This is a genomic window from Lysinibacillus sphaericus, assembly GCF_006864135.1.
Lineage (GTDB): Bacteria > Bacillota > Bacilli > Bacillales_A > Planococcaceae > Lysinibacillus.
This window is the reverse complement of sequence record NZ_SADV01000005.1, coordinates 294,595-306,929: the sequence shown is the minus strand read 5'-3', so window position 1 is coordinate 306,929 and position 12,335 is coordinate 294,595. Positions and strand designations below refer to the sequence as shown.

General features: G+C 33.4%; 13 protein-coding genes and 1 pseudogene. 5 read left to right on the top strand and 9 right to left on the bottom strand.

The annotated features are described in order from the left end of the window. Window positions 1-105: 105 nt before the first annotated feature. The 4 genes from C7Y47_RS09055 to C7Y47_RS09040 are packed head-to-tail and all read right to left on the bottom strand — an operon-like array spanning window position 106 to window position 3,881. Window positions 106-1,545 carry a sensor histidine kinase gene (locus tag C7Y47_RS09055; RefSeq protein ID WP_142508470.1) on the bottom strand — a complete coding sequence of 480 codons (1,440 nt, stop codon included), beginning with the start codon at window positions 1,543-1,545 and terminating at the stop codon, window positions 106-108. Window positions 1,546-1,554: 9 nt separating this feature from the next. After that, window positions 1,555-2,265: a response regulator transcription factor gene (locus C7Y47_RS09050; protein WP_142508469.1), complete on the bottom strand. Its 711-nt coding sequence runs from the start codon at window positions 2,263-2,265 to the stop codon at window positions 1,555-1,557. A gap of 23 nt (window positions 2,266-2,288) precedes the next feature. After that, window positions 2,289-2,996 carry an ABC transporter permease gene (locus C7Y47_RS09045; RefSeq protein ID WP_142508468.1) on the bottom strand — a complete coding sequence of 236 codons (708 nt, stop codon included), beginning with the start codon at window positions 2,994-2,996 and terminating at the stop codon, window positions 2,289-2,291. An 18-nt stretch (window positions 2,997-3,014) separates the two neighbouring features. Beyond that, window positions 3,015-3,881 (bottom strand): ABC transporter ATP-binding protein, encoded by an 867-nt coding sequence (locus tag C7Y47_RS09040; RefSeq protein WP_436970102.1) that lies wholly within the window; start codon window positions 3,879-3,881, stop codon window positions 3,015-3,017. 522 nt (window positions 3,882-4,403) lie between these two features. Between C7Y47_RS09040 and C7Y47_RS24900 the strand changes: the two genes are divergently transcribed. Further along, window positions 4,404-4,556 carry a hypothetical protein gene (locus tag C7Y47_RS24900; protein WP_185903442.1) on the top strand — a complete coding sequence of 51 codons (153 nt, stop codon included), beginning with the start codon at window positions 4,404-4,406 and terminating at the stop codon, window positions 4,554-4,556. A 150-nt stretch (window positions 4,557-4,706) separates the two neighbouring features. On the opposite strand, the gene C7Y47_RS09035 is transcribed toward C7Y47_RS24900, so the two are convergent. Both C7Y47_RS09035 and C7Y47_RS09030 read right to left on the bottom strand, forming a co-directional pair. Further along, window positions 4,707-5,723, bottom strand: coding sequence for an ABC transporter permease (locus tag C7Y47_RS09035; protein ID WP_142508466.1), 1,017 nt, complete (start codon window positions 5,721-5,723; stop codon window positions 4,707-4,709). Beyond that, complete coding sequence (locus C7Y47_RS09030; protein ID WP_142508465.1) at window positions 5,720-6,448, bottom strand: ABC transporter ATP-binding protein; 729 nt, start codon at window positions 6,446-6,448, stop codon at window positions 5,720-5,722. The genes C7Y47_RS09035 and C7Y47_RS09030 overlap by 4 nt, the downstream gene beginning before the upstream one ends. Before the next feature lie 393 nt (window positions 6,449-6,841). On the opposite strand from C7Y47_RS09030, the gene C7Y47_RS09025 reads away from it, so the two are divergent. Beyond that, window positions 6,842-7,432: a TetR/AcrR family transcriptional regulator gene (locus C7Y47_RS09025; RefSeq protein ID WP_142508464.1), complete on the top strand. Its 591-nt coding sequence runs from the start codon at window positions 6,842-6,844 to the stop codon at window positions 7,430-7,432. A 54-nt stretch (window positions 7,433-7,486) separates the two neighbouring features. On the opposite strand, the gene C7Y47_RS09020 is transcribed toward C7Y47_RS09025, so the two are convergent. The 3 genes and pseudogenes from C7Y47_RS09020 to C7Y47_RS09010 form a co-directional block, all read right to left on the bottom strand. After that, complete coding sequence (locus tag C7Y47_RS09020; RefSeq protein ID WP_142508463.1) at window positions 7,487-8,287, bottom strand: ABC transporter permease subunit; 801 nt, start codon at window positions 8,285-8,287, stop codon at window positions 7,487-7,489. After that, window positions 8,284-9,167, bottom strand: a pseudogene (locus tag C7Y47_RS09015) (ATP-binding cassette domain-containing protein). The gene C7Y47_RS09020 and the pseudogene C7Y47_RS09015 overlap by 4 nt, the downstream one beginning before the upstream one ends. A gap of 159 nt (window positions 9,168-9,326) precedes the next feature. Further along, window positions 9,327-10,226, bottom strand: coding sequence for a hypothetical protein (locus tag C7Y47_RS09010; RefSeq protein WP_142508462.1), 900 nt, complete (start codon window positions 10,224-10,226; stop codon window positions 9,327-9,329). 351 nt (window positions 10,227-10,577) lie between these two features. Between C7Y47_RS09010 and C7Y47_RS09005 the strand changes: the two genes are divergently transcribed. The 3 genes from C7Y47_RS09005 (at window position 10,578) to C7Y47_RS08995 (ending at window position 12,177) form a co-directional block, all read left to right on the top strand. Next, window positions 10,578-10,775 carry a hypothetical protein gene (locus C7Y47_RS09005; protein ID WP_142508461.1) on the top strand — a complete coding sequence of 66 codons (198 nt, stop codon included), beginning with the start codon at window positions 10,578-10,580 and terminating at the stop codon, window positions 10,773-10,775. A gap of 236 nt (window positions 10,776-11,011) precedes the next feature. Continuing rightward, entirely contained in the window at window positions 11,012-11,584 is a 573-nt protein-coding gene (locus C7Y47_RS09000) for a class I SAM-dependent methyltransferase (protein ID WP_142508460.1), read from the top strand. After that, window positions 11,584-12,177: a DedA family protein gene (locus tag C7Y47_RS08995; RefSeq protein ID WP_142508459.1), complete on the top strand. Its 594-nt coding sequence runs from the start codon at window positions 11,584-11,586 to the stop codon at window positions 12,175-12,177. The genes C7Y47_RS09000 and C7Y47_RS08995 overlap by 1 nt, the downstream gene beginning before the upstream one ends. The last annotated feature ends 158 nt before the right edge of the window (window positions 12,178-12,335 follow it).

The following is a 12,335-nucleotide window of genomic DNA, read 5'->3' as shown; positions in this document are numbered from 1 at the left end:
AAAATCGAACAAGAAGTGCCTTATTTTTATCTGAGAAAGGTTCGCTTTTATGAAAACGTAAGTTTTTCAGTGCCCTCCATAAAAGGTGCCTCTTTCCTTGGGAATTTAAATAATAGGAAGAGTTAACGTAAATGTTGTTCCTACATTTTGCGTGCTATTAAATGAAATAGAACCATTATGAGCTTCCATAATATGCTTACAAATAGACAATCCGAGTCCAGCTCCTTCATTTTTAACCGCAGTCTCACCTGTAGCTTGAATCCCCCTGAAATAGCGTTCAAAAATAAAAGGCATATCCTCAGGAAGCATTCCATTACCAGTATCTATGACATTAATATACAGTAATTGGCTTTCAATATTAATAGAAACGGTTATTGAATCGCCTTTAGTAGTATGCTTTAGTGCGTTCGTAATAAGGTTTGAAAGTACCTGCTCTAGTCGACGCTCATCTACTTGAATAAGTATATTTGGGATCGACCCTGGTTCGATAAAATGAATGCCGGCCGTTTGGACATAATGACGAATTGGATGCAAAATATTCATAAAGACATTTTTGCTATATTGCTCTGTTAAGTTAACTGGGATATGTCCAAGTTCCTTCAAAGTGTGAATAAATAAATCATCAATTAGTCTGGACATTTTTTCAGTATTTGTTTGCATGATTTGGATATACGACATAAGCGAATCCATGTCAGGGCAAATTCCCTCAGAAATAGCATCTAAATAAGCTTTTATTGTTGTTAGAGGTGTTCTTACTTCATGCGAAATACTAGATATAAGCTTTTTTTGATTTTGTTCTTGTTCATCTCGTTGTATAGTAAGATTTTTTATTTCTAAGCGCATTTGATCAAACACTGCATACAATTCACCGATTTCATCTGCTTGCGAATATACAATATTCTGTTCATAATTACCTTTGATAATTTCTTCGGAATTTTTTTTCAAATGATTTAAAGGAAGTAAAATCTTCTTTTTAGATTTTCTTACAAAGTACAAGGTAAGTCCTGAAATTAAAATACATAATAAACCACTTATGAATAAAATTATAAAATTGCTAAGACTAGACTGTTCTACGGGTAAGAGTAAATCTTTATCAATGGTGAAAATAGCGTTACCTATTTGTACATTTGTCTCACTAATAATAGGAAAGGCAATTTTAATGATCCCCGGTTGTTGTTGAGACGTAAATAAATCATAATGTAAACCCTCTTCTAAGTTGATAAACTGTGAAGGATCTCCTTCGATTGAATTAAAAATAACTTTCCCATCTAATTGAACAACTGTAATATCTATTCCTTCACTATTACTCATTTCTTGGAGGAAACTGCGTATATTTGAATTCTGTTCAAGATTTGTATAATGGTCTTCTATGTACAATAATAGTTCATTTACTTTTAAACGAATTTGATTGATAACGTATTTATTTTGTGGTTGCTCATTGCGATTTGAATTTGTAAAAAATAATGTTAGGAAACAAATAAACAACAGTAAAACACAAATTAATATCGCCCATAACCATCTCTTCATCCAATTTTTTAAGTACATTGTGTTCTCCTACGAATGGTTTTGAGTAGTAAATTTATAGCCAACGCCCCAAACAGTTTGAATATAAACAGGACAAGATGGATCGTTTTCAACTTTTTCACGTAGACGTCTAATGTAAACGGTTATCGTATTTTCATCACCATATTTGTCATAGCCCCAAACAGCATCGAGTAACTGATTTTTGGAGAAAACCTTATTACGATGTTTCATTAGAAAAAATAACAAATCAAATTCTTTTGCTGAAAGGGGAATATGCTTTTTATTACAGGAAAAAGTATACTCACCTTTATTGATTTCCATATGATCGATTCGAATAATATCCATCTGGCTCGCATTGTTCTGCTGCCATCTATCCTGTTTTCGTAAATGGGCATTTATTCTTGCCACAAGCTCACTTAAAGAAAAGGGCTTTGTCATATAATCATCTGCACCGAATCCTAATCCAAGAACCTTATCTGTGTCACTGTTGCGTGCACTTAAAATTAGTATAGAAACATTATTATTTTCACGAATTTGACGACATAATTCGATTCCATCGCAATCAGGGAGAGAAAGGTCAAGAATGATAAAGTCAGGAGAGATTTCTTTCATATAATGGATTGCCTCATGACCAGTTCTAGCGATATGGGGATCAAAATGGTTGACACTTAAATAGTCCTTAATGATATTTGCAATATCACCTTCATCTTCTATAATTAGCACCTTGGCTTTTTTAACCATAAGAACTCTCCTTCTTTAGAAATTTACTTCCTTTTTCGATTCGAAAGGAGGAAGAACAACATGATAACGATGGCCGAATAGATGAAAATCCAAGCAAATTGCCAATAAAAAATGTTCGGTATTGACGTTATTGAATCTTCCGAACCCATCATTTCCAATGAAAGGCGAACAGGGGGAAGCAGCCAAATGAGTCCCTTGATCTGAAGAATTGTCTCTTTTAAAGTTGTGATAACGACAGAAACAATTAAAATCCCAAGTACACCCCACCATGTATTTTGTTTGTTTTTTACGAGCTCTCTAGTAAAAATAGCTGAAAGTGCAATTGCTAGGACAGATAAACTAAAATGAGAGAGAAATCCTAGTATTTGATGTATAAATCTTGGTTTTTCTCCAAAGGCGCCAATTAGAGTAGGGTAGATGACTGATACACAGCTTAAGAATAATCCAATCAGTATACAAATCATAAAAATTCCTAAATTATATTGTGTTCGACCTTTTGCATGGAGTGTTGTAATTACTTTTTGCCCTTCATCTTCTGCGTGAAATAGTGTAATTGTAAACCATCCCATTAGAAAAAAGAGAATGATAGCTGTAAACGAATAGCTATCTAATATTGGATTAGGTACAAAGGTATAATTAATAACAAGGCATAAAATGAAAATTGAAAAAGGCGGAACATATTGATAGGTTCTTAAATAATTGATAAATTGATAGCGTAATAAACTTGTCATGCCAGCGTCTATTCCTCCTTAAAAATGAGTATAAAATTGTTCCACCTTCTGATTGATAGGAATTAATTGTTTAATAGATGCTTTTTTCTGTAGTAGATCCAATAATACTTGATCTGTATCTTCTGTTTTAATAACGGCAATTACTTCATGACAACCATTATTTAAAAGACGTTGTTGTTGTATTTTAAGAAAAGGGAATAGGTTATACAATAATTTCTCGCTTGAAATTTCAAAAATTAAAGTATTTTTCGGTATAACGTTTTTATTTAATGAATCAGTTTGAATGACTTTATTATTTTGAATAACAAAAACTGTATCAACAAGATGTTGAAGTAATTTTGTTTCGTGACATGTTAAAACGATACTTAACCCTTTGGCCTTTAAAATTGAAAGTGTTTCTTCTAAATCACTTTGGGCTTTAGGATCGAGTCCTGATAATGGTTCATCTAAGATTAAGAGATCTGTGTCTTCAAGCATTGCCTGCATAATCATAACCTTTTGCTTCATACCTTTAGAAAAGTTAACAATCCGAATGTTCCGAGCTTCCTGTAATTGAAATAATTCGAGTAAATCGTTTATTTTTAACTGTAATTGTTTTTTATTCATTCCTCGAATACTGCCCATATGATAAAGATATTCTTCAGGCGTAAACAAAATATGGGAAGGGGTCACTTCTGGTACATAGCCAATTTTTAATGATTGTCGATGTTTTACAATAGAACCACTGTCAGCATCAACTAATTCCGCAATAATTTTTAGAAGGGTACTCTTACCTGACCCATTCTTTCCTACTAGGGCTATAATTTGATTGGCACAAATAGAAAATGTAGCGCTCTCTAAGATTTTCTTACCTTTATACTGTTTAGAGATGTTCTGTATTTCCATAATCGTATTCATCTTTACACACCTTTATTTTTAGGCTTAATTGTAAGTAATTCGTTTCTATAACCTACGATGCAAAATATTTAGCCATTAACTGTAAATTTAGTATAGATGAATAGTAGTTCTTTTGCTAATAGAAAGTTGGTGTAATTTTCTATTTTTGGGTAGTTTGTGACCTATCAACATAACGTGGCGTTGATTTCCGTTCCGACTGCGCTTTGTTGCTGACGCTTCGCTTTCGCACAGTAAACATCCGCTGTGCTGCATGGTCTTATCTGTGACGCTAATCCCCAAGTAGCCGTCTAGCCTCTACTCCAATGTTTAAACAATAGTTAATTAAAATTTAACTCGATACTAAAATAAAGGAAATAATTATGAGGAAATACCAATAAAGGGATAATATTTATTACTTGTTTATTTTTAATAAATGATATTTTACTGTGTTACAATTAAGAGCGTAAATACCAGATTAGATGAATAAGGCTAATTGATTGAAATTATTTTATTCTTAACGGAGTGAGATCTATGCAACGATTTCTAAATGATTTGTTAGGAGCAATAAAAGATAATTTAAAACTTATTGGTTATTATTTTCTGGGTGTATTTTCCGTAGGAGCTTTCTTGTATGCTGTTACTTTTGTTTTAAAATTTATAACTGGAGCTGGAGCTTCTTTTTAAAATTAAATAACCCCTAGAAAAAAATCTAGGGGTTAAGTATGAATTAATAAAATGTCATACATCCGAATTAATTTAGTTCAAAATAAATAGCCAAAACGTCGTTATAGAAAACGATTTAAACGTTAATTCCGCTACTTCTATACCCTTTGATTATAAGGATCGATATTTTTTTAAACTAATAATATTTAATGTAATAAATACAAGAGCAAAGCAAGCAAGAATCACTAAATCCACTAAAATTTCACAAAAGGAATAACCTTTATACATAACCCCGTTCAAAGCGTCAGCGGCATAGTAAAGTGGCATAATACGCCCAATATTTTGCAGCCACTCCACCATATTATCAAGTGGGAAAATACCTGAAAAGAAAATTTGCGGTACAATGACTAGCGGAATAAATTGCATCATTTGAAACTCTGATGCAGCAAAACTTGATAACAGAGCTCCTAATGATAATGATACAAGTGCAACGATAATATTGATTAGTAGCACAAGCCAGATGGAGCCAACGTGTACGATATCAAGGACATAAACCCCGAATAGAACAATAATAGTCGTTTGAATAAATGCAAACAATCCATAACCAAGCATATAACCAGCAACAATTTCAGAACGTTTAATCGGTGTCGCCAGTAAGCGTTCCAATGTCCCTGAAGTTCGTTCTTTTAACAACGCTATACCTGTAATTAAAAAGACGAAAAAGAACACAAAGAAGCCTGTCAACATCGGGCTAAAAATATCAAAAATAGCGGTATTTTCATCGCCAAATACATACTCTGTCTTCAACTTCATCATTGCAGATTGTTCTGGCTGTAAAACTTGCGAAAGTTTCATTTTTAAAGCCTTGGCTGTAGACGGATCATCATTTAATAATGTGAGCTTCAATTGCGTTTGATGAAAAGCTAACCAGCCATCATATTTTTCTTCTTTTAAATCGGCAATAGAAAAATCATTTTTTTCGATAACATGAAAATCCGCTGCTTCAAGTTTTTCAATGATTGATGCAGGACCATTTGATACGACTACTGTCATTTCAGGTTCGTTACTATTAAAAACAAAATACATTAACGAAAGCACAAGAAGAGGTGCAAAAAATAATAAGGCGAGTGTACGTTTATCCCGGATCATTTGCTGCATAATTCTTGTAACAATTGCGCCGATTCTCATAGTGCTTCACCTCCAGCCTTTAAAAACACTTCATCAAAGTCTTTTGCCTGATAATGAGCTTTCAAATCATGTGGTGTTCCATGCGCAATGATATGACCATTGCGTAGCATTGCCAATTGATCACAGCGCTCAGCTTCATCCATGGCATGTGTCGTTACTAAAATTGTTTTATGCTCATCGTTTTTTAAACGAATTAACTCCTGCCAAATTTCCTTTTTCAATACGGGATCAATACCAACCGTTGGCTCATCTAAAATCAACAACTTCGGGTTTTGGATAAGGGCAATTGCAAGGGATAATCTCCGTTTCATTCCACCAGAATAATTCAATACCTTACTATTTAAATCATCCGTTAAATGAACAAGGTTTGCAGCATAATTGACACGCTCCTCACGCTCTTTTTTTGATAATCGATAAAGCTTAGCAAAGAAATGAAGGTTCTCTTCACCTGTTAAATCCAAATATAGCGCATCAGATTGTGCCATATAGCCGATATCCGTCAGTAATTGTTTATGAGGGACAGTATAATTTAATACTTGAATACTACCATGATCGGGTTTAATCATTCCCATAATCATTTTAATTAACGTCGTTTTCCCACAGCCTGAAGGACCAAGTAAGCCAATTAGCTCTCCCTTTGGAATTTCTAACGAAAGCGGGGCAATTACTTGTTTTTGATGAAACTTTTTTTCAATGGAGTTTAATGAAATTGCATTGTTTCCCATATATCCATCTCTCCTTTACTGAACACAGTGTTGATACTTGAAATTTTAAGGCAATGTATTAGGAATTACAATAAACAGATAACTAAAAAGTGTTAAGTGATTTTGGATGGAGATTAACATTTTTAAGCTAGATGAAATCAAAAAGACTTACTAAACCCCCAGAATTCGTTGGAAATAGTAAGCCATTCATAAATAACCATTTTACTAAATTAGATTGATGGAAATAAATAATAAGGAATGCCGATATATAAGGTAATACTGTAATTAAAACCTATTTGACCTTGTTGTGATCATTGAGGTAACCAGTAATTACTTTTAGCAAATATCTTTTGGACCGAAAGCGTAGCGACAAATACTAATCAGAATAAAGTGATAATACAATGGGGGGACTAAATGTCTATTCACAATATTATGAATTTTGAAACCAAACGAGCTATAAAAAATGCATTACTTATACAAATAGAAGAAGTAGGTTTTGAACGAATAACAGTAAAAAACCTTGCTATTACTGCTAACATTAATCGAGGAACTTTTTATTTACACTATAAGGATAAATATGAAGTAATGGAGGATTTGCAGCAGGAATTATTAAATGAATTAGCAAGCTATGTAAAAAACGTTCAACCACTAGATGCTTTTCAAACGATAAAAATAGGTCAACTTTATCAGCCATTTATAGCAGTGTTTAAATATATTAAAGAGCATGATAAAGCCTTTCGAGTCATTCTAGGGGAGCAGGGGAGCCCAGCTTTTAGTAAGAGAATGAAGAAAGTTTTTAGTAATCATATTTTGGACAGAATCTCTGTTATTCGAGAAGAAGGACTTGATCCAGAGTTTCAACCATATTTTGAAGCTTTTTTAACATCCGCGATTTTAGGTGTTATTCAAGAGTGGTTAGATAATGGAGATGATTTAAACGTAGAGGAGTTAGCGATGATTCATTTTCGGTTATTGCGATTCCTTGGTGATTTGGCATCTTTGTAACAATAAAGTTATACAAGAATCTGCTTGCTCCAAGAAAGCAAGCAGATGTTTGCATTATAAATATAAATCACGTGTAACAAAAACACGAATTGCCAACATATAGCATAGCAGCCCGATTAAAAACAATGCCCCTAGCATCCAAAAAGACGAGCTATCTTGAGTCATTAATTTTTCAGGTGTAAACAATGAGTAAATCGTAAAGTACTTAAGCTTTTCTAAAGAACCGCCCATATTACTAAGCGCTTGAATTAAATAAAAAAGAATAGGAATTCCTGTACTATACGCGTAAGAGGTTCTTAAATCCTTACTACTGCAGGATACTAAAAAGCAGTAGCCACTAATGGCAAAATGTAAGAAAAAAAGACCGATATTTAATGTCAAGAAAGCACTTAAATCCAATTCATTTGGAAATAGAATACCTGAAAAGATGATAGCTATTAAAGTTGTTGCGGTGAGCAGTACCGAAATACTAGCAACCAAAAAAAATGCTTGCGTAAAGACAATTTTAAAACGTGTATTCGGTGTTGCAATTAAGTATGCCATAGAACCATTATCGATATAGCCTATTACTAATTTATTTGCCAGCATAATAATGAAAACTAACGGTAAAACTAGTAATAAAAATCCATACAAATAGGTAGACAGAAATTCAATTAACGAATTACCTATGTTACTCATACCAAATGCTGACATCAATTCAGGCATTGTTTCGGTAAGTTTATTAAGAGTATTGCTCATCTCAGGGTTATACATATAGACGATACTAATGATATAGAGCATTAATACAGCGAGAATAATACTAAAAAGTTTAATCGTAGCTAGCATCTCATGTTTAAGCAAAGTAAAGTTCATCATTCTTTCCCTCCGCTTTCGTAGTAATGCATGAATATATCTTCAAGTGATTGTGAAATGATATCGAGGTCATTATTTTATAGTCTGCTAATGTATGAAGTAATGTTTGGACATTACCTTGAACTTTTATAATGGCTTGTGTTGGACCGATTTGTTCAATTTTAAGTTGCTCTCCTAAGAAACGAAATAGCTCTTGCTCACTTTGAAATTCTATTAAAAACTTTTTAGATTTTCGCTTTTTTAAGTCAGCAATAGTTTCTGTTGCAACAATTTTCCCTGCATTAAGGATCGCTACACGGTCACAAGTTTTTTCAATTTCTTCAATCATATGAGAGGACATGAATATGGTTGTGCCTTTTTCTTTTTCAGCTAAAATAAAATCGATAAACTTTGTTTGTATAAGGGGATCTAATCCACTTGTCGGTTCATCTAGAATGACAATTTCAGGGTTATGCATAAATGCGCAAATTAAACCTACTTTTTGCTTCATACCTTTTGACATTTTCTTAATAAGGCCAGTGGCATTTAATTCAAAGTATTGCATGAGTTCATGAGCTCTTGTTAAATCATGTAACCCTCGCATTTGGGCAATAAATTTGATGAATTGTTGTCCAGTCATTTTATCGATAAACGCAATTTCCCCAGGTAAATAGCCTACAAATTTTTGAATTTCAGCGGTAGAATGGCGACAATCTAACCCTTTTATGAAACACTGTCCTTCTGTAGGTTGTAAGAAGCCCATTAAATGCCGTATTGTAGTAGATTTGCCGGCACCATTTGGACCTAAAAATCCGAACACTTCACCTTTTTCGATTTGTAATTCCACATTCTGAACACTATAAAAATCCCCAAACTTTTTAGTTAAATTATTGACCTCGATCATTGCCATACAATTCACCTCTTGGACTGTCCTTTATAATGATTATAAGACTATTTTTCAAAAAATAAATGACTATAAAAAAGAACATGAATGGCTTCTTTAAAAAGACTCTTTCATGTTCTTTTGCATAGTGATGTCAATTTTACATGTAATTGAAAACATTTATTCTCCATAATAATCATTCAGTGCTACTTCTAAACGTTCTTCTAAGTGCTTCGAAATATAACCCAACACAAATTGCTCCTTTTCCATCTCAATTTGAGAGGAACGAAAAGTTTTTCTGAAAAAGCCTGCCTTATTTTCCATCGCAAATTGCTGTAATGCTTCTGTCCGTAATGTCGACACAATTCCATTTTCGATATGACGTTCACGAATTTTTTGAACAATATCCTTTACGCTACGCTCTTGCAGTTCCGAAATTTGTTTTTGTAGATTTTCATTTTTTTGTTTAAGTTCAACTGTCTCTTTTTGAATCTCTTCTACTTGAAGCTCCGATTCCGAGGATACTAATTGAATGTTTTGAGCGAGAAAGTCTTGATTGATCGTTACTTGTAAGGATCCATGTTCTTCGTTTGGGGTAATATTGAAAAGTCCTGTTTGTATCATTTGTTGCAGAACATTTCCAAGAATATCAACTTTATTCGTTAAATCATCAGTGCTCATAGTTGTCGCAGTTATTTGATGTTTGAAGAGTTGACCGTTGTCATCAATCCCTAGTAAAAGTTTTAAGCCTCTGACGCGGTGTTCATCTTTTAACAGTAAAATCATACGAAGTCTTAAGATGGCAGGAAGATTCAAACGAATATTGGTGTTTGGGCTATTCAAAGCATTATCAAAAATATACTGTTCAAATGGTTTAATGTAATAGCGAAGCATCGCATCCGTAATTTCAAACCAACCTGCGACTTCTGCAATGGAATAATGATTTGATTCTTCAATATGCGCTAAATAGTCGTCATTATAAAGTATTTCTTCTAAAGGCGTATTTTGTATTTCGACAAACAATGGGTCATGTTGCACAATTCCGAGTACCGTTTCTTTTGCATCATTTAGTTTAAGCATCCTTTTACACCCCACTATATTTTTCCGAATAACTCTATATAGGTTTCTATTCTACTGGAAGCAATTGTATGACTATTTTGTGTAGGAAATAATCATTAGAACCAATGACCTGAAAACCTTTTCTGACTCTTAAGGGAAATTTAAGTCGTATAAAGTGGGGGAAATGTTGAAGTAATAGGGTAGAAGGTCATTTAACGTGTACTCCAATTTGTACCCCTCCTATTTGGATTGCAGACTAGGCGACTCCTTGGGGATTAACGTCAAAGACAATGATAAAGGCAGCAAGTGGTAATACACAGTAAGAGAAGTCTTTCACAGATAATAATAAATATATCGTTTTAACAGGCACTTATGCTACAAGACAAGCTGGCTGAAAATGTTTTAGAAGTATTAAAGCATCGCTTTGGTTGGGTTGCATATATTGAGCCGGATGGAGCTAGATGGCGTGCTAAAACAGGAACGTTTACTGGAATGGATGCAGCCAAAGCAGGAGCAAGTAAAGTTGAAATAACTAGGTTGGCTCAGGTAACAAATATAGAAGCTGAATAACCCAGGGCCCCGTACCCAACTCGTACCCCACATGAGAATACGATGAAATACTAATAAATAAAACTTACCTTAAATTACGCTCTACATAAAGAACATGAAAACATAGACTTAATCATAGTTATCCCATTATAAAATGAACTCTTAAGAAAAATTTAAGAAATCTCCTCGCAATTCTTTAAGAAATACCTTTTATAGTAAAAGCATCTAATAATTACTCATGATCGGGGAGAAAAATTATGCAATTAATAACGTTCCTTACTGAATTTATAAAACATCCAAAAACTATAGGTGCGATTTCACCTAGTTCAAAAAAACTAGCCAGAAAAATGGTCGAAACAATTTGTTTTAAAAATACCCAATGTATTGTTGAACTAGGTCCGGGTACAGGTTCATTTACGAAAGAAATAATGAAAAGAAAAGAGCCGTCAACAAAGTTAATTCTTATTGAGAATAATGAAATTTTTTGTGAAAAGCTACGTATACAATTTGAACTTGAGCCAAGTGTAATCGTTATCCATGGATCGGCTGAGGATTTATGCATGTATATGTCTGCATTAAATATCGAAAAAATTGACTATGTTGTATCTGGATTACCTTTTACATCTTTGAATCCTGCCGTCTCCTCACGTATTTTACGGAATGTAAAAGATTGTTTAATGGACGGTAAATTTATTACATTCCAATATTCACTTGTTCGGAAATCCTTTATCCAAAAATATTTTGAGGATATTTCACATGAAAAAGTATGGATTAACTTGCCACCTGCCTATGTGCTAAGCTGCAAACTTGGAAATGTGAGGGCTAGTTAATGGGGCTACAGGATCTTTTATCGTATATCGAACAATATGGTTATTTTGCTTTATTTTTCAGCTTATGGCTAGGAATCGTGGGTATGCCACTCCCAGATGAAATGATCGTAATGAGTGGTGGCTTTATGTCTTCGTTAGAAAAAATGAGTGTGTTAAAAGCTTTTGTAATAACTTATCTTGGTGCAGTTTCAGGACTTTCCTTAGGATTTATCCTTGGTAAAGTGTTTGGCCATAAAATACTTGATAAATTGGTGAAAAAGAACAAGGCTAAGTATTTATTAAAGTCAAAAGAACTAATAGATAGATATGGTCATTTCGCTTTAGTTATAAGCTATTTCATACCAATTGTGAGACACATACTTCCATACTTGGTAGGTATGAACAACATGTCGTTTAAAAAATACGCTTTGTATTACTACTCAGCAGGCTTTGTTTGGACATTAATATACTTTACACTTGGTTTGTTCTTTGGAAAACATATTGAAAACATTTCCATACTAGCAACAAAATACGGTATATATTTTGGCGCTTTCGTCGGTATTATAGGATGTTTTTATTATTTTTATAGACGAAAATTAAAGACGGCATTGTAAGACGTTTTTATTATTTTTATATACGAAAAATAAAAAAATAGTTAAAATTGGGTTTATAACCAAAAGTTGTGGATGCTTTTGTTAAAACTTCTACTATGTAAATAGTTGATTGGAGTGGAGACTGGGCGACTCCTCGGGGATCAGCGATAGAGGAACGA

Bases quoted from the DNA above. Each gene is read 5' to 3' on its own strand.
- C7Y47_RS09040 (WP_436970102.1), bottom strand. From the start codon at position 3,881: ATGGAAATACAGAACATCTCTAAACAGTATAAAGGTAAGAAAATCTTA.
- C7Y47_RS09050 (WP_142508469.1), bottom strand. From the start codon at position 2,265: ATGGTTAAAAAAGCCAAGGTGCTAATTATAGAAGATGAAGGTGATATT.
- C7Y47_RS09005 (WP_142508461.1), top strand. From the start codon at position 10,578: ATGCTACAAGACAAGCTGGCTGAAAATGTTTTAGAAGTATTAAAGCAT.
- C7Y47_RS09055 (WP_142508470.1), bottom strand. From the start codon at position 1,545: ATGTACTTAAAAAATTGGATGAAGAGATGGTTATGGGCGATATTAATT.
- C7Y47_RS09020 (WP_142508463.1), bottom strand. From the start codon at position 8,287: ATGATGAACTTTACTTTGCTTAAACATGAGATGCTAGCTACGATTAAA.
- C7Y47_RS09010 (WP_142508462.1), bottom strand. From the start codon at position 10,226: ATGCTTAAACTAAATGATGCAAAAGAAACGGTACTCGGAATTGTGCAA.
- C7Y47_RS09030 (WP_142508465.1), bottom strand. From the start codon at position 6,448: ATGGGAAACAATGCAATTTCATTAAACTCCATTGAAAAAAAGTTTCAT.
- C7Y47_RS09025 (WP_142508464.1), top strand. From the start codon at position 6,842: ATGTCTATTCACAATATTATGAATTTTGAAACCAAACGAGCTATAAAA.
- C7Y47_RS09045 (WP_142508468.1), bottom strand. From the start codon at position 2,996: ATGACAAGTTTATTACGCTATCAATTTATCAATTATTTAAGAACCTAT.
- C7Y47_RS08995 (WP_142508459.1), top strand. From the start codon at position 11,584: ATGGGGCTACAGGATCTTTTATCGTATATCGAACAATATGGTTATTTT.
- C7Y47_RS09000 (WP_142508460.1), top strand. From the start codon at position 11,012: ATGCAATTAATAACGTTCCTTACTGAATTTATAAAACATCCAAAAACT.
- C7Y47_RS24900 (WP_185903442.1), top strand. From the start codon at position 4,404: ATGCAACGATTTCTAAATGATTTGTTAGGAGCAATAAAAGATAATTTA.
- C7Y47_RS09035 (WP_142508466.1), bottom strand. From the start codon at position 5,723: ATGAGAATCGGCGCAATTGTTACAAGAATTATGCAGCAAATGATCCGG.